13 protein-coding genes are annotated in these 15,542 nt (G+C 59.6%); 10 read left to right on the top strand and 3 right to left on the bottom strand.

The genetic code is table 11. The annotated features are described in order from the left end of the window. The first annotated feature begins 59 nt into the window (after positions 1 to 59). From hutI to hutH, 5 genes are all read left to right on the top strand, one after another. Entirely contained in the window at positions 60 to 1,283 is a 1,224-nt protein-coding gene (gene hutI / locus CKK19_RS21410; RefSeq protein ID WP_063853886.1) for an imidazolonepropionase, read from the top strand. Continuing rightward, entirely contained in the window at positions 1,280 to 2,218 is a 939-nt protein-coding gene (gene hutG / locus CKK19_RS21405) for a formimidoylglutamase (RefSeq protein WP_063853887.1), read from the top strand. The genes hutI and hutG overlap by 4 nt, the downstream gene beginning before the upstream one ends. Positions 2,219 to 2,237: 19 nt before the next feature. Then, a complete protein-coding gene (locus CKK19_RS21400; RefSeq protein WP_063853888.1) occupies positions 2,238 to 2,972 on the top strand; it encodes a histidine utilization repressor in 735 nt (244 codons plus the stop codon). Positions 2,973 to 3,099: 127 nt separating this feature from the next. Beyond that, positions 3,100 to 4,788 carry a urocanate hydratase gene (gene hutU / locus CKK19_RS21395; RefSeq protein WP_063853889.1) on the top strand — a complete coding sequence of 563 codons (1,689 nt, stop codon included), beginning with the start codon at positions 3,100 to 3,102 and terminating at the stop codon, positions 4,786 to 4,788. Then, positions 4,785 to 6,305 (top strand): histidine ammonia-lyase, encoded by a 1,521-nt coding sequence (hutH, locus tag CKK19_RS21390; RefSeq protein WP_032624627.1) that lies wholly within the window; start codon positions 4,785 to 4,787, stop codon positions 6,303 to 6,305. The genes hutU and hutH overlap by 4 nt, the downstream gene beginning before the upstream one ends. An 85-nt stretch (positions 6,306 to 6,390) precedes the next feature. On the opposite strand, the gene CKK19_RS21385 is transcribed toward hutH, so the two are convergent. Together CKK19_RS21385 and bioA are read right to left on the bottom strand one after the other, a co-directional pair. Continuing rightward, positions 6,391 to 6,867: a kinase inhibitor gene (locus CKK19_RS21385; RefSeq protein WP_003858531.1), complete on the bottom strand. Its 477-nt coding sequence runs from the start codon at positions 6,865 to 6,867 to the stop codon at positions 6,391 to 6,393. Positions 6,868 to 6,914: 47 nt separating this feature from the next. After that, positions 6,915 to 8,204: an adenosylmethionine--8-amino-7-oxononanoate transaminase gene (gene bioA / locus CKK19_RS21380; RefSeq protein WP_046618837.1), complete on the bottom strand. Its 1,290-nt coding sequence runs from the start codon at positions 8,202 to 8,204 to the stop codon at positions 6,915 to 6,917. Between the two features lie 86 nt (positions 8,205 to 8,290). On the opposite strand from bioA, the gene bioB reads away from it, so the two are divergent. The 4 genes from bioB to bioD are packed head-to-tail and all read left to right on the top strand — an operon-like array spanning position 8,291 to position 11,918. Beyond that, on the top strand, positions 8,291 to 9,331 hold the full coding sequence (bioB, locus tag CKK19_RS21375) for a biotin synthase BioB (RefSeq protein WP_017384942.1): 1,041 nt from the start codon (positions 8,291 to 8,293) through the stop codon (positions 9,329 to 9,331). Further along, positions 9,328 to 10,485 carry an 8-amino-7-oxononanoate synthase gene (bioF, locus tag CKK19_RS21370; protein WP_023299632.1) on the top strand — a complete coding sequence of 386 codons (1,158 nt, stop codon included), beginning with the start codon at positions 9,328 to 9,330 and terminating at the stop codon, positions 10,483 to 10,485. Before bioB ends, bioF begins: the two co-directional genes overlap by 4 nt. Continuing rightward, positions 10,469 to 11,224 carry a malonyl-ACP O-methyltransferase BioC gene (gene bioC, locus CKK19_RS21365; RefSeq protein WP_023299633.1) on the top strand — a complete coding sequence of 252 codons (756 nt, stop codon included), beginning with the start codon at positions 10,469 to 10,471 and terminating at the stop codon, positions 11,222 to 11,224. The genes bioF and bioC overlap by 17 nt, the downstream gene beginning before the upstream one ends. After that, positions 11,217 to 11,918: a dethiobiotin synthase gene (gene bioD, locus CKK19_RS21360; protein ID WP_074174418.1), complete on the top strand. Its 702-nt coding sequence runs from the start codon at positions 11,217 to 11,219 to the stop codon at positions 11,916 to 11,918. The genes bioC and bioD overlap by 8 nt, the downstream gene beginning before the upstream one ends. On the opposite strand, the gene CKK19_RS21355 is transcribed toward bioD, so the two are convergent. Next, positions 11,881 to 12,603 carry an ABC transporter ATP-binding protein gene (locus tag CKK19_RS21355; protein WP_063853891.1) on the bottom strand — a complete coding sequence of 241 codons (723 nt, stop codon included), beginning with the start codon at positions 12,601 to 12,603 and terminating at the stop codon, positions 11,881 to 11,883. The two genes, bioD and CKK19_RS21355, sit on opposite strands and share 38 nt — an antisense overlap. A gap of 748 nt (positions 12,604 to 13,351) precedes the next feature. On the opposite strand from CKK19_RS21355, the gene uvrB reads away from it, so the two are divergent. After that, positions 13,352 to 15,367, top strand: a complete 2,016-nt coding sequence (gene uvrB / locus CKK19_RS21350) for an excinuclease ABC subunit UvrB (protein WP_003858519.1) — start codon at positions 13,352 to 13,354, stop codon at positions 15,365 to 15,367. Positions 15,368 to 15,542: the final 175 nt, after the last annotated feature.

Genomic DNA, 15,542 nt, shown 5'->3' with positions numbered 1-15,542 from the left:
TGACAGCAGGTGACAGATGAAAATAAATGTCTATACAACCCATGACAAGCGGAAGGCACATGCAGCAGCTTCATCCCGATGATGTGATATGGCGAAATGCGCGACTGGCGACCCTGGCGACAGGTGAGCCGGAACCCTACGGCCTGAAAGAACAACATGCCCTCGTCGTGCGCGGCCAGACGATTGCGGCCGTTATTCCTGAAGCCGAGATCCCCTCCGGGCATCGTCAGTGTGTCGATCTCGACGGGCGTCTGGTTACTCCCGGCCTGATCGATTGCCACACCCATCTGGTGTTCGGCGGCGATCGCGCAGCGGAATGGGAGCAACGGCTTAACGGCGTGTCGTATCAGACCATTAGCGCGCAGGGCGGCGGTATTAACGCCACGGTCACGGCGACCCGCAACAGTTCGCCGGAAATGCTCCTGACGGTGGCACAGCAGCGGCTCCAGCGGCTGATGAATGAAGGCGTAACGACCATTGAAATCAAATCGGGATACGGACTGAACGTCCAGGCCGAAGAGAAAATGCTGCTGGTTGCCCGCCAGCTCAGCCTGAACAATCTGGTCGATATCAGCCCGACGCTGCTGGCCGCGCACGCCGTTCCTGCCGAGTACCGACAGGATCCGGATGCCTATCTCACGCTGGTCTGTGAGCAGATCATGCCCACGCTGTGGCAAAAAGAGTTATTTGAAGCGGTGGACGTGTTTTGTGAAAACGTCGGCTTTACCCCGGCGCAAACCGAGCGCCTGTTCCAGGCCGCCGCCGCGCTCGGGATACCGGTTAAAGGGCATGTAGAGCAGCTGTCGAATCTGGGCGGCGCGGCGCTGGTCAGCCAGTATAAGGGGCTGTCGGCCGATCATACTGAGTATCTCGATGATGCAGGTATTCAGGCGATGGCGCAAAGCGGCACGGTGGCGGTATTGCTCCCCGGCGCGTTCTATTTTCTTCAGGAGCGCCAGCGTCCACCGGTGGCGCAGCTGAGAGAGCAGGGCGTGCCGATGGCGGTGGCTACCGACTACAACCCGGGCACCAGCCCGTTTGCCAGCCTGCATCTGGCAATGAACATGGCCTGCGTCCAGTTTGGCCTCACGCCGGAAGAGGCCTGGGCTGGCGTGACGCGGCATGCGGCGCAGGCGCTAGGTCGTGGTGCGACACACGGGCAGTTAAAGCCCGGTTATGTGGCTGATTTCGTCGTCTGGGAGGCGAATCATCCGGTTGAGATGGTTTACGAGCCGGGGCGGAATCCTTTATATCAACGCGTGTTTCGGGGGCAGGTAGCATGAAATTGTGGCATCCCGTTTCCCCGCACGTCTGGCAGGGTCGTGACGACAGCGCCGAATCCAGCACCGCGAAACGTCTCTTCCAGACCATAAAGCAGCGCGAACACTTTGCACCCGTGCCGTCAGGCATCGCCCTGCTGGGCTTTGAATGTGATGAAGGGGTTAAGCGTAACCAGGGTAGGCCCGGTGCTGCACAGGCTCCCGATGTGCTGCGCGGCGCGCTGGCGAATATGGCGAGCCATCAGGGGCATGCGCGCCTCGTGGATATGGGCTCCATTTTTGTTGAAGGCAATGCGCTGGAGGCGGCACAGCAGGCGCTGAGCGAGGCCATTACCGCGTGCCAGCAATCCGGGATGCGTACTCTGGTTTTTGGCGGTGGACATGAAACCGCCTGGGCGCACGGGCGCGGCGTGCTGGATGCCTTTCCGAACGATCGCATTGCGGTGATCAACCTGGATGCGCACCTCGATTTACGTAAGGCTGAACGGGCTACGTCCGGCACGCCGTTCCGCCAGCTGGCGCTCTACTGCGCGTCGCAGTCGCGGTCGTTTCACTACGCCTGCCTGGGGGTAAGCCGTGCGGCGAATACCCAGGCGCTGTGGGAGGAAGCTGAACGGTTGAACGTGATGCTGGTTGAAGATCTCGATTTTCGCCGGGATGCGCTATCCGCGCTGGATAGCGTGCTTGCGCAGGCAGACCGGGTTTATCTCACCATTGACCTCGATGTGCTGCCCGCCGCAGAAATGCCCGCCGTATCCGCCCCTGCGGCGTTGGGGATCCCGGCGCTGGATCTGTTCCCGGCGATTGAGCGTATCTGCCGAAGCGGTAAACTACAGGCGGTGGATCTGGTGGAATATAATCCGCACTACGACCGGGACGGTCAGGGGGCGAAGCTTGCCGCCCGACTGGCCTGGCAAATTGCTCACTGGTGGGCATAACAACATTCAAGGAGTCATGATGTTTTCACGCTCGCCCCTGCCGCAGCCGAGCCCTCCCGCGCCTTTTTACGAAAAGGTGAAGCAGGCGATCAGCGAAAAAATTGCTGCCGGCGTCTGGCGTCCGCACGACCGTATTCCCTCCGAAGCTGAACTGGTCGCGCAGTTTGGCTTTAGTCGAATGACCATTAACCGGGCGCTGCGGGAACTGACCGATGAAGGGTTGCTGGTGCGTTTGCAGGGTGTCGGAACCTTTGTCGCCGAGCCAAAAGGACAGTCGGCGCTGTTTGAAATCCGCAGCATTGCCGATGAAATTGCCGCCCGCAACCATCAGCACCACTGCGAAGTGCTGGTGCTTGAAGAGACGCAGGCCAGCGCCGAACAGGCCATTGAGCTGAACGTTAAAGAGGGCACCCGGATCTTCCATTCGGTGATGGTGCATTATGAGAACGATATTCCGGTCCAGATTGAAGATCGCTGCGTCAACGCGGAGCGGATCCCGGACTACCTGAACCAGGATTACACCCAAACCACACCGCATGCGTATCTCTCGCTCGTCGCCCCGCTGACGGAAGGGGAGCATATCGTGGAGGCCGTGCGCGCCACGCCTCAGGAGTGCGAGTTGTTGCGTATTAAAGAGCACGATCCCTGCCTGCTGATCCGCCGTCGTACCTGGTCAGCCTCGCAGATCGTGTCGCATGCGAAGCTGCTGTTCCCGGGGAATCGTTACCGGTTGCAGGGCCACTTTATGTCATAAGTTTTATAAGCGTGATCGCTAACGCAATATAGCAAAATTGTATCTTTTTTGTTAAATCCGACCTTGTGTGTGCTTGTCTATACAAGTATATCTAAATGCATCACCTGTCCCTTATGAGGAACACACAATGTCGTTAGATAAATACCGCAAGCAGGATGTCCGCGCCGCGCGCGGCACCACGCTCACCGCAAAAAGCTGGCTCACCGAAGCACCGCTGCGCATGTTAATGAACAACCTTGATCCTGAGGTAGCAGAGAATCCCCATGAGCTGGTGGTCTACGGCGGCATTGGCCGCGCCGCGCGCAACTGGGCGTGCTATGACGCGATTGTTGAGTCTTTGACGAATCTCGAAAACGACGAAACGCTGCTGGTGCAATCCGGCAAACCGGTTGGCGTATTCAAAACCCATAAAAATGCGCCCCGTGTGCTGATTGCCAACTCCAACCTGGTGCCGCACTGGGCGACGTGGGAACACTTCAACGAGCTGGACGCAAAAGGGCTGGCCATGTACGGCCAGATGACCGCGGGTAGCTGGATCTACATCGGCAGCCAGGGGATTGTGCAGGGCACCTATGAAACCTTCGTGGAAGCGGGCCGACAGCACTATAACGGCTCACTGAAAGGCCGCTGGGTGCTCACCGCCGGACTAGGCGGCATGGGCGGCGCGCAGCCGCTGGCCGCGACGCTGGCGGGCGCGTGCTCCCTGAACATTGAGTGCCAGCAGAGCCGCATCGATTTCCGTCTGCGTACCCGCTATGTTGATGAACAGGCCGACAACCTCGATGACGCGCTGGCGCGCATCAAAAAGTACACCGCTGAAGGCAAAGCCGTGTCGGTTGCCCTGTGCGGCAACGCGGCGGATATTCTGCCGGAACTGGTGGCGCGCGGCGTGCGTCCGGATCTGGTCACCGACCAGACCAGCGCTCACGATCCGCTTCATGGTTACCTGCCAAAAGGCTGGACTTGGGAAGATTACCAGCAAAAAGCGGAAACCGATCCTGAGGGCACGGTACTGGCGGCTAAACGCGCCATGGCGGAACACGTCTCCGCGATGCTCGCCTTCAGTAAGATGGGGATTCCGACCTTTGATTACGGGAATAACATCCGCCAGATGGCGAAAGAGATGGGGGTGAATAACGCCTTTGATTTCCCCGGCTTCGTGCCCGCCTATATTCGTCCGCTGTTCTGCCGCGGCATCGGGCCGTTCCGCTGGGTTGCCCTGTCCGGCGACCCGGAGGATATCTACAAAACCGACGCCAGAGTGAAGGAAATTGTCGCCGACGACGAGCACCTGCACCGCTGGCTGGACATGGCGCGCGAGCGCATTAATTTCCAGGGCCTGCCAGCGCGTATCTGCTGGGTCGGGCTGGAGTGGCGGCAAAAACTCGGCCTCGCCTTTAACGAAATGGTGCGCAGCGGCGAAGTCTCCGCGCCGATCGTCATTGGCCGCGACCACCTGGACTCCGGCTCTGTCGCCAGTCCGAACCGTGAAACCGAAGCCATGCGCGACGGCTCGGATGCGGTCTCCGACTGGCCGCTGCTGAATGCCCTGCTGAACACCGCCAGTGGCGCAACCTGGGTGTCGCTGCACCACGGCGGCGGCGTCGGGATGGGCTTCTCCCAGCACTCCGGGATGGTCATCGTCTGTGACGGTACCGACGAAGCGGCGGCACGTATTGCTCGCGTGCTGCATAACGACCCGGCAACCGGCGTAATGCGCCACGCGGATGCGGGTTACGAGATTGCCATTGATTGTGCCAAAGAGCAGGGCCTGAACCTGCCGATGATCCCCGCCACACAAGGAAAGCCTGCATGAACGCGTTAACACTTACTCCCGGCTCTTTGTCGCTCAAACAGCTGCGTCACGTCTGGCGTCAGCCGGTGACACTCGCCCTTGATGAAAGCGCCCACCGTGCCATTAACGACAGCGTGGCCTGCGTGGAGGCGATTGTAGCGGAGGGGCGCACCGCCTACGGCATCAATACCGGGTTTGGCCTGCTGGCGCAGACCCGCATTGCCACGCACGATCTGGAGAATTTACAGCGTTCGCTGGTGCTCTCGCACGCGGCGGGCGTTGGCCAGCCGCTGGACGATGAGATCGTCCGCCTGATGATGGTGTTGAAAATCAACAGCCTGGCGCGTGGGTTTTCCGGCATTCGTCTGAGCGTGATCCAGGCGCTGATGGCGCTGGTGAATGCGGAAGTTTATCCGTGGATCCCGGCGAAGGGTTCCGTCGGAGCTTCCGGCGATCTGGCACCGCTGGCGCATATGTCGCTGCTCCTGCTGGGTGAAGGCAAGGCGCGCTGGCAAGGGGAGTGGCTGCCTGCGAAAGAGGCGCTGAAAAAAGCCGGCTTAGCGCCGATCACCCTCGCGGCAAAAGAAGGGCTGGCGCTGCTCAACGGCACGCAGGCGTCGACGGCCTTTGCGCTGCGCGGCCTGTTTGAAGCGGAAGATCTGTTCGCCTCCGCGGTGGTGTGTGGTGCGCTGACCACTGAAGCGGTGCTCGGCTCGCGTCGTCCGTTCGATGCCCGCATCCACGAGGTGCGCGGCCAGCGTGGTCAGATTGATGCCGCAGCCATGTACCGCCACGTACTTACCGATACCAGCGACATTGCCGATTCGCATCACAACTGCGAGAAGGTGCAGGATCCGTATTCTCTGCGCTGCCAGCCGCAGGTGATGGGCGCATGCCTGACACAGCTTCGCCAGGCGGCAGAAGTGCTGCTGGTGGAGGCCAATGCGGTGTCCGACAACCCACTGGTATTTGCTCAGGAAAACGAGGTGGTCTCCGGCGGCAACTTCCACGCCGAGCCGGTGGCGATGGCCGCAGATAATATCGCGCTGGCGATTGCCGAAATCGGAGCCTTGTCCGAGCGTCGAATCGCACTAATGATGGATAAACACATGTCCCAGTTACCGCCGTTCCTGGTGCGCAACGGCGGCGTGAACTCGGGCTTTATGATCGCCCAGGTCACCGCCGCGGCACTGGCAAGCGAAAACAAAGCCCTGTCGCATCCGCACAGCGTGGACAGCCTGCCAACGTCAGCAAATCAGGAAGATCACGTTTCGATGGCCCCGGCTGCCGGGCGTCGACTGTGGGAGATGGCCTCCAACACCCGCGGCGTGCTGGCGGTGGAATGGCTGGCGGCGTGTCAGGGTATTGATTTGCGCGAAGGGCTAAAATCCAGCCCGCTGCTGGAGCAGGCGCGTCATACGCTGCGCGAGCACGTTACGCACTACGATGAGGACCGCTTCTTTGCGCCGGATATTGATAAGGCGATACAGCTTCTGGAAGAAGAAACCCTTGCAGGATTGCTACCTTCCGTGCTGTGATTTTTTTGCCCGGTGGCGCTGCGCTTACCGGGCCTACGAATGCGGAATGTAGGCCGGGTAAGGCGTAGCCGCCACCCGGCTTTTTTTATGAATACATCGCCGTAATCGACGCGCTGCCCAGCGAATGGAAATGCACGTTAAAGCCTACCATTGCCCCGCTCGCCCCTTCGTCAACCTCAATCTTGTCCACATCCAGCGCGTGCACCGTGAAGATATAGCGGTGCGTTTCCCCTTTTGGCGGCGCCGCGCCGCCGTAGCCCGCTTTGCCAAAGTCCGTGCGGGTCTGAATCGCACCGTCGGGCAGGGCAACCAGATCGGAACCGGAACCCTGCGGCAGCACGCGGGTGTCGGCGGGCAGGTTTGCCACGATCCAGTGCCACCAGCCCGAGCCGGTTGGCGCATCTGGATCGTAGCAGGTCACGACAAAACTTTTGGTTCCCGCTGGTACATCGTCCCACGCCAGATGGGGAGAGATATTATCTCCCTGATAACCCATCCCGTTAAACACGTGACGTTCCGGCAGCTTTTCGCCGTCGCGCAAATCTTTACTGATGATTTTCATCCTATTTCCCTCGTTACTCACTCATTCAGAAAGTGTAACGCATGGGGTTAAATCGTGAAATGCGCTGATATGTTAACGGCTTTAACCACTGCCCCGGTCAGCTTGTGGAGCTGATCCGGAGAAATGCTGTAAGGCGGCATGAGGTAAATCAGCTTACCGAAAGGTCGCACCCAAACGCCCTGGTCAACGAAGAAGCGCTGCAACGCGGCCATGTTCACCGGATGCGTTGTCTCGATCACCCCGATGGCGCCCAGCACGCGGACGTCCGCGACGTATTCCGCATCCGCCGCCACGCTTAGCTGCTGCTTCAGCTGCGCCTCAATCGCCGCCACCTGCGTCTGCCACTCGCCGCTCTCCAGAATGGCGAGGCTTTCACTTGCCACGGCGCAGGCCAGCGGGTTGCCCATAAACGTCGGGCCGTGCATAAAGCAGCCCGCGTCGCCGTCGCTGATGGTGTCGGCAACCTGGCGGGTGGTGAGCGTGGCGGAGAGCGTCATGGTGCCGCCGGTGAGCGCTTTCCCCAGGCACAGAATATCCGGCGCGATCCCCGCATGCTCGCAGGCAAACAGCTTCCCGGTACGACCAAAGCCGGTGGCGATCTCATCGGCAATCAGCAAAATCCCTTCGCGGTCGCACATCTTCCGAATGCGCTTCAGCCACTCGGGGTGATACATCCGCATTCCGCCCGCGCCCTGCACAATCGGTTCGAGAATAACGGCGGCAATCTCGTGGCGATGGGCCGCCATCAACCGCGCGAAGCCCACCATGTCCATCTCGTCCCATTCGCCGTCGAAGCGGCTCTGCGGGGCTGGCGCAAACAGGTTTTCCGGCAGGTAGCCTTTCCACAGGCTGTGCATGGAGTTGTCCGGATCGCACACCGACATCGCCCCGAAGGTGTCGCCGTGATAGCCGTTGCGGAAGGTGAGGAACCGCTGGCGCGTTTCGCCCTTCGCATGCCAGTACTGCAACGCCATTTTCATCGCCACTTCCACGGCCACCGAGCCGGAATCAGCCAGGAAAACACACTCCAGCGATTCAGGCGTCATCGCTACCAGGCGACGGCATAAATCCACCGCGGGCTGATGCGTGATCCCGCCAAACATCACGTGTGACATCTGGTCAATCTGCGCTTTCATCGCCGCGTTCAGACGCGGGTGGTTGTAGCCATGGATCGCCGCCCACCAGGAGGACATCCCGTCAACAAGCCGCTCGCCGCTGGCGAGATGCAGCTCGCAGCCGTGGGCCGAGGCTACCGGATAGACGGGAAGGGGGCGGGTCGTGGAGGTGTAAGGGTGCCAGATATGCTGCTTGTCGAAGGTGAGATCGTCCTGGGTCATAATCGACTTGTAAACCATTTTGAAAAGTTTTAGGTTTACAAGTATAAACCGAACCGACAATTAACAAAACCCTTTGGAGAAGCCCGATGGCTCACCACGCACGCTGGACGATGTCGCAAGTCACTGAATTATTCAACAAACCTTTCCTGGAGCTGATGTTTGAGGCGCAACAGGTGCACCGCCAGCACTTCGATCCGCGTCATGTTCAGGTCAGCACGCTGCTGTCGATTAAAACCGGGGCTTGCCCGGAAGACTGCAAATATTGCCCGCAAAGCGCGCGCTATAAAACCGGTCTTGAATCCGAGCGCCTGATGGAAGTCGAGCAGGTGCTCGACTCAGCGCGCAAGGCCAAAAACGCTGGCTCAACCCGCTTCTGCATGGGCGCGGCGTGGAAAAACCCCCATGACCGCGACATGCCCTATCTGGAGCAGATGGTGAAGGGGGTGAAGGAGATGGGGCTTGAAGCCTGCATGACCCTGGGTACGCTGAACGAGGAGCAGGCGCAGCGCCTCTCGGCGGCAGGGCTGGATTACTACAATCACAACCTCGATACCTCGCCGGAATTCTACGGCAACATCATCACCACGCGCACCTATCAGGAGCGTCTGGACACGCTGGATAAAGTGCGTGATGCGGGGATCAAGGTCTGTTCCGGCGGGATCGTGGGACTGGGCGAAACGGTAAAAGATCGTGCCGGCCTGCTGTTACAGCTGGCGAACCTGCCGACCCCGCCGGAAAGTGTGCCCATCAACATGCTGGTGAAGGTAAAAGGTACGCCGCTGGCGGATAATGAGGACGTGGATGCCTTCGATTTCATCCGCACCATCGCGGTGGCGCGCATCATGATGCCGACCTCTTACGTTCGCCTCTCTGCCGGTCGCGAGCAGATGAGCGAGCAGACCCAGGCGATGTGCTTCATGGCCGGGGCCAACTCCATCTTCTACGGCTGCAAACTGCTGACCACACCAAACCCGGAAGAGGACAAAGACGTTCAGCTGTTCCGCAAGCTGGGGCTGAACCCACACCAGACCGGGGTACAGGCGGGGGATAACGAGCAACAGCAGCAGCTGGAGCAGCAGATTTTCAACGCCGACACTGACCAGTTCTACAACGCGGCAGCCGTATGACCTGGCAGGCACGTATCAGGACCGCGCTCGACGAGCGGCGGGCGGCGGATGCATTTCGGGTACGCAGGGTAGTGGAAAACGGTGCAGGCCGTTTTCTCACCCGGGAAGGAGAGCGGTTCTGTAATTTCTCCAGCAACGATTATCTGGGCCTGAGCCAGCACCCGCAGATCGTTCGTGCCTGGCAGCAGGGCGCGGATCGTTACGGCGTGGGCAGCGGTGGCTCCGGGCACGTCAGCGGCTACACCACGGCCCATCAGGCGCTGGAGGAAGCGTTGGCCGACTGGCTGGGCTACCCGCGGGCGCTGCTGTTTATCTCCGGTTTTGCCGCGAATCAGGCGGTGATTGCCGCCCTGATGGGCAAAGACGACCGCATCATCGCGGACCGCCTGAGCCACGCCTCCCTGCTTGAAGCCGCCAGTCTCAGCCCGGCACAGCTGCGGCGTTTTGCCCATAACGATGCCTCTCAGCTGAACGTCCTGCTGGGTAAACCCTGTTCAGGGCTTCAGCTGGCGGTCACGGAAGGGGTATTCAGCATGGACGGCGACAGCGCGCCCCTGGCCGCGTTGCACGACGCCGCAAAACAGCAAAACGCCTGGCTGCTGGTCGACGATGCCCACGGCATTGGCGTCACCGGCGAGGAGGGGCGCGGAAGCGCTTATCAGCAGGGCGTCAGGCCGGAACTGCTGGTGGTCACCTTCGGCAAAGGCTTCGGCGTCAGCGGTGCCGCGGTGTTGTGCTGCGAGCCGGTGGCCGACTACCTGGTGCAGTTCGCCCGGCACCTGATCTACAGCACCAGCATGCCCCCGGCGCAGGCCGTGGCACTCTCTGCGTCGCTTGCGGTGATCCGCGGCGAAGACGGCGCTGAACGCCGGGCTCGCCTGGCCGACCATATTCAGCGTTTCCGCCGGGGGGTAAGCGAACTGCCTTACCGGCTTACCGACTCGCACAGCGCCATTCAGCCCGTGATTGTGGGTGAAAACCATCGGGCGCTGATGCTGGCACAGGCGCTACGAGAACGCGGGCAGTGGGTCACGGCGATCCGCCCACCCACCGTGCCGCCAGACACCGCGCGCTTGCGTCTGACGCTTACGGCAGCGCACGAGCCGCAGGATATCGATACGCTTCTGGAGGCACTGTATGTCTCCCGTCAATAAACAGGCCGTTGCCGCCGCGTTTGGCCGGGCAGCGCAAAGCTATTCACAGCACGATGAGCTGCAACGCCTGAGCGCGCGCGGGCTGCTGGCCGCGCTCGGTGAGGGGCATTTTATGCAGGTGCTGGACGCGGGCTGCGGGCCAGGCGGCAATAGCCGCTACTGGCGCGCAACGGGCAGCCACGTCACGGCGCTGGATTTATCCGCGCAGATGCTGGATGAAGCCCGCCAGCAGCAGTCAGCAGAGCGCTATCTGGTGGCCGATATCGAGGCCATCCCGCTGGAGGATGCGCTGTTTGACCTCGTCTGGAGCCATCTGGCGGTGCAGTGGTGCACCAGCCTGTCGCAGGCGCTACGCGAGCTTTACCGCGTGGCACGGCCCGGCGGAGCGGTGGCCTTTACCACCCTGCTGGAAAGTTCGTTGCCGGAGCTGAATCAGGCGTGGAGGGCGGTGGATGCGCAGCCGCACGCCAACCGGTTTCTCTCGCACGAACAGGTCACTCAGGCGCTGGCAGGCTGGCGCTATCGCAGTGAGGTCCAGACCGTCACCCTCGAATTTAGCGATGCGTTAAGCGCCATGCGCTCTCTTAAGGGCATAGGCGCGACGCACCTGCACGCCGGTCGGGAGAAGAAACCCCTTACCCGCGGACAACTCCAGCGTCTCGGGCTGGCCTGGCCGCAGGATCGGGGCCGGTTCCCGCTCTCTTATCATCTTTTTCATGGGATTATTGAACGTGACTGAACGTTATTTTGTTACCGGTACGGACACCGAAGTCGGTAAAACGGTTGCCAGCGCCGCGCTGTTGCAGGCGGCGCGTCTGCTGGGGAAAACAACGGCCGGGTATAAGCCCGTAGCCTCCGGCAGCGAGATGACGCCGGAAGGCTTACGCAATACTGATGCGCTGGCGCTACAGCGTAACAGCAGCCTTGCGCTGGCCTATTCTGCGGTGAACCCCTATACCTTTGCTGAACCCACCTCGCCGCACATCGTCAGCGCCGATGAAGATCGTCCGATTGATATTTCGGTGCTCTCTTCCGGATTACGCAACCTGGAAACGCAGGCCGACTGGGTGCTGGTGGAGGGGGCTGGCGGCTGGTTTACCCCGCTGTCCGACGAGCAAACATTTGCTGACTGGGTGCAGGCCGAACAGCTTCCGGTCATTCTGGTGGTGGGCGTGAAGCTTGGCTGTATCAATCACGCCATGCTGACCGCTCAGGCCGTGCAGCAGGCCGGGTTGCGTCTGGCAGGGTGGATTGCCAATGACGTGGTTGCGCCGGGTAAACGTCATGCTGAGTATCTGGCGACGCTGAAGCGGGTGCTGCCTGCGCCGTTTCTCGGCGAGATCCCGTGGCTTGCCGACGGCGCAGAGCAGGCGGAAACCGGACGCTATCTTGACCTCAGCGCCTTTTGTCCCGCGCCATCCAGTGCGCAATAAGGTCGTCATCCAGCTCGTTAACGTGGCCCTGTGCCACGTTACGCCCGCGATAGAGCATGCAGAAACGATCCGCTACCCGGCGGATAAACGACAGCTGTTGCTCCGCTAACAGCACCGTCATTCCCAGCTCCCGATTCAACCGTACCAGCAGTTGACCCAGCCTGCGGGCGAAGCCTTGCCCTGCGCCATACATGGGCTCATCCAGAATCAACACGCGCGGGCGATTAACCAGCGCACTGGCGAGGGCCAGCTGATACTGGTCGTCGGGGGACAGCGCAGAGGCACGGCTCTGTCGCAGCGGATAGAGCTCCGGAAACAGGGCGTACACGTCATTTTTTGATGTCGGGTCGGATTTCCCCGTCGCCCGCATAGCGATATGCAGATTTTCATCGACGGTCAGCTGGGAAAATATCCGCCGATCCTGCGGGACGTAGCCTATCGTTGGCGGCGCCGTGAATGCTGACGCAGGGCTGAGCAAATTACGCGGCGGCGCGCCAGCCTCATGCCATATGATGGTGCCGCTCTCAACGGGCACCTTTCCGGTAATGCAGTTCATGAGCGTGGATTTACCCATGTCAGGCAGGCCAACAATGCCCGTACAGATGCCTTGCGGGAAATCGATATTCACGTTCCATAGCGTATGTTGGCTTCCGTAAAACTGATTTACAGCACGCAGACTCAACATCTTTCTCTCCTTAAAAATGTGTGGGGTAATGCTCAGGCTGATATCTGCAAAACGCCTGCCAGAAACAAAATAATGATTAAAAAAGAGCCATTTTTAGGAATAACCCACTGCTAAAAGCTTAACGTTTGTTCGAATTGCACGCTCCCGGTGCCGGGCGTGTCGAATCGTGGTGCAGGGAAAATGGCGGAATTGTGATTAAGATCTCGCCGGTTACTTATGAAAAAATGAACGTTTTCCAGGCAAAAAAGAGTGATAAAAATTTTTTACTGCCGCTTCGTGGGAAAAACCGGGAATTTGCTGGAGTGCATGCTGTACGGGCTGGAGGCAGTTATCCACTATTCCTGTGGATAACCTTGTGCATTAGAGTTAGAAAACACGCGATAAGCGAGAGAATACGCGGGTTACGCCCAAATTGATGCGAAACGCGGCTTTAGGAAATAGTCTATATTTTTTAACGAATTAGATAAAAGCAATTCCCTCAGCGCCAGCGACACCTGTTGCCATAAAACTTTCATAACCGCCCTTGACAAATGTTAAAAAAGTAATAGTTCTGGGGATAACCCCCTGAGGCTGGTGTTTTATATTGTCACAGTTGAAATTTAGCTCGCGAACGCACTAATCCTCTCTGCGCTACGCTAAATATCCTGACACGCTACTGGTTTTCCATCCAGTGTTTTTTACTGGCAATCCTGGCCACAACGAGTAAAATTACTCACCTGCCGCTTATTCTGTCATCAGGTCGTCGCCCATGAGTAAACCGTTCAAATTGAATTCTGCTTTCCGTCCTTCCGGGGATCAGCCCGAGGCCATTCGTCGCCTGGAAGAGGGGCTGGAAGACGGGCTGGCGCACCAGACCCTGCTGGGGGTAACCGGTTCGGGTAAAACCTTCACCATTGCCAACGTCATTGCCGATCTTCAGCGTCCTACGATGGTTCTCGCGCCGAACAAAACGCTGGCGGCGCAGCTGTATGGTGAGATGAAAGAGTTCTTCCCGGAAAACGCGGTGGAGTATTTCGTCTCCTACTACGACTACTACCAGCCGGAAGCCTACGTTCCCAGCTCCGACACGTTTATCGAGAAAGATGCCTCGGTGAACGAACATATCGAGCAGATGCGTTTGTCGGCGACCAAGGCGCTGCTGGAGCGTCGTGATGTGGTGGTGGTGGCCTCGGTGTCGGCGATCTACGGCCTGGGCGATCCGGATCTCTATCTCAAGATGATGCTGCACCTGACGCAGGGGATGATCATCGATCAGCGTGCAATTTTGCGCCGTCTGGCGGAGCTGCAGTACACCCGTAACGATCAGGCGTTCCAGCGCGGGACCTTCCGCGTACGTGGTGAGGTGATTGATATCTTCCCAGCGGAATCGGACGACATGGCGCTGCGCGTGGAGCTGTTCGATGAAGAGGTTGAACGCCTGTCGCTGTTCGACCCGCTGACCGGTCATGTGGAGTCGGTGATCCAGCGCTTCACCATCTACCCGAAAACGCACTACGTGACGCCACGCGAGCGTATCGTACAGGCGATGGAAGAGATTAAAATTGAGCTGGCAGACCGCCGCAAGGTGCTGCTGGCGAACAACAAGCTGCTGGAAGAGCAGCGCCTGAGCCAGCGTACCCAGTTCGATCTGGAGATGATGAACGAGCTGGGCTACTGCTCCGGCATCGAAAACTACTCGCGCTACCTCTCCGGACGCGGGCCGGGCGAAGCGCCGCCGACACTGTTTGACTACCTTCCGGCGGACGGCCTGCTGGTGATCGACGAATCCCACGTTACGATCCCCCAGATCGGCGGGATGTACCGCGGTGACCGCGCGCGTAAAGAGACGCTGGTGGAGTACGGATTCCGACTGCCGTCAGCGCTGGACAACCGTCCGATGAAGTTTGAAGAATTTGAGGCGCTTGCTCCGCAGACCATCTACGTATCGGCGACGCCGGGCAACTACGAGCTGGAGAAATCCGGTGATGACGTGGTGGACCAGGTTGTGCGTCCGACCGGGCTGCTGGATCCGATTATCGAGGTGCGTCCGGTGGCGACGCAGGTGGACGATCTGCTCTCGGAAATACGTGCCCGCTCTGCCATCAACGAGCGCGTGCTTGTGACCACGCTCACCAAACGTATGGCGGAGGATTTGACGGAGTATCTGGAAGAACACGGCGAGAAGGTGCGGTATCTGCACTCGGATATTGATACCGTGGAGCGTATGGAGATCATCCGCGACCTGCGCCTGGGCGAGTTCGACGTGCTGGTGGGTATCAACCTTCTGCGAGAAGGTCTGGATATGCCGGAAGTGTCGCTGGTGGCGATTCTGGACGCGGACAAAGAGGGCTTCCTGCGTTCCGAGCGCTCGCTGATCCAGACCATTGGCCGTGCCGCGCGTAACGTCAACGGGAAGGCGATTCTGTACGGGGATAAAATCACCCCGTCGATGGCCAAAGCGATTGGCGAAACGGAACGTCGTCGCGAGAAGCAGCAGCGCTATAACGAAGAGCACGGCATCACGCCGCAGGGGCTGAACAAGAAAGTGGTGGATATCCTGGCGCTGGGTCAGAACATTGCGAAGACCAAAGCGAAAGGGCGCGGCAAGGCCCGTTCAGTGGTGGAAGAGGATACCGTCGCGCTGACCCCGAAAGCGTTGCAGCAAAAGATCCACGAGCTGGAAGGGCAGATGATGCAGCACGCGCAGAATCTGGAGTTCGAAGAGGCTGCGCAAATCCGCGATCAGCTTCATCAGCTGCGGGATCTGTTTATTGCGGCATCGTAGTTTTTTGCCCGGTGGGGTTTTCTCCCTCTCCCTGTGGGCTGAGGGATCCCCAGTAATTTTTTTATGCAGAAGCAATAAAGTTGCTTTCTAAATGACTGAGGGCTGTCAGCGATGCCCTGGTCCGGCTGTAAATCGCTGAGGCGTTTGCCTTCCGGCCGGGGCGAGGCGCAGGGAT

The organism is Enterobacter sp. CCUG 70166 (assembly GCF_020224095.1).
GTDB classification, from domain to species: domain Bacteria; phylum Pseudomonadota; class Gammaproteobacteria; order Enterobacterales; family Enterobacteriaceae; genus Enterobacter; species Enterobacter intestinihominis.
The sequence above is the reverse complement of the archived record's forward strand: the minus strand, read 5'-3'. Positions and strand labels throughout refer to the sequence as shown.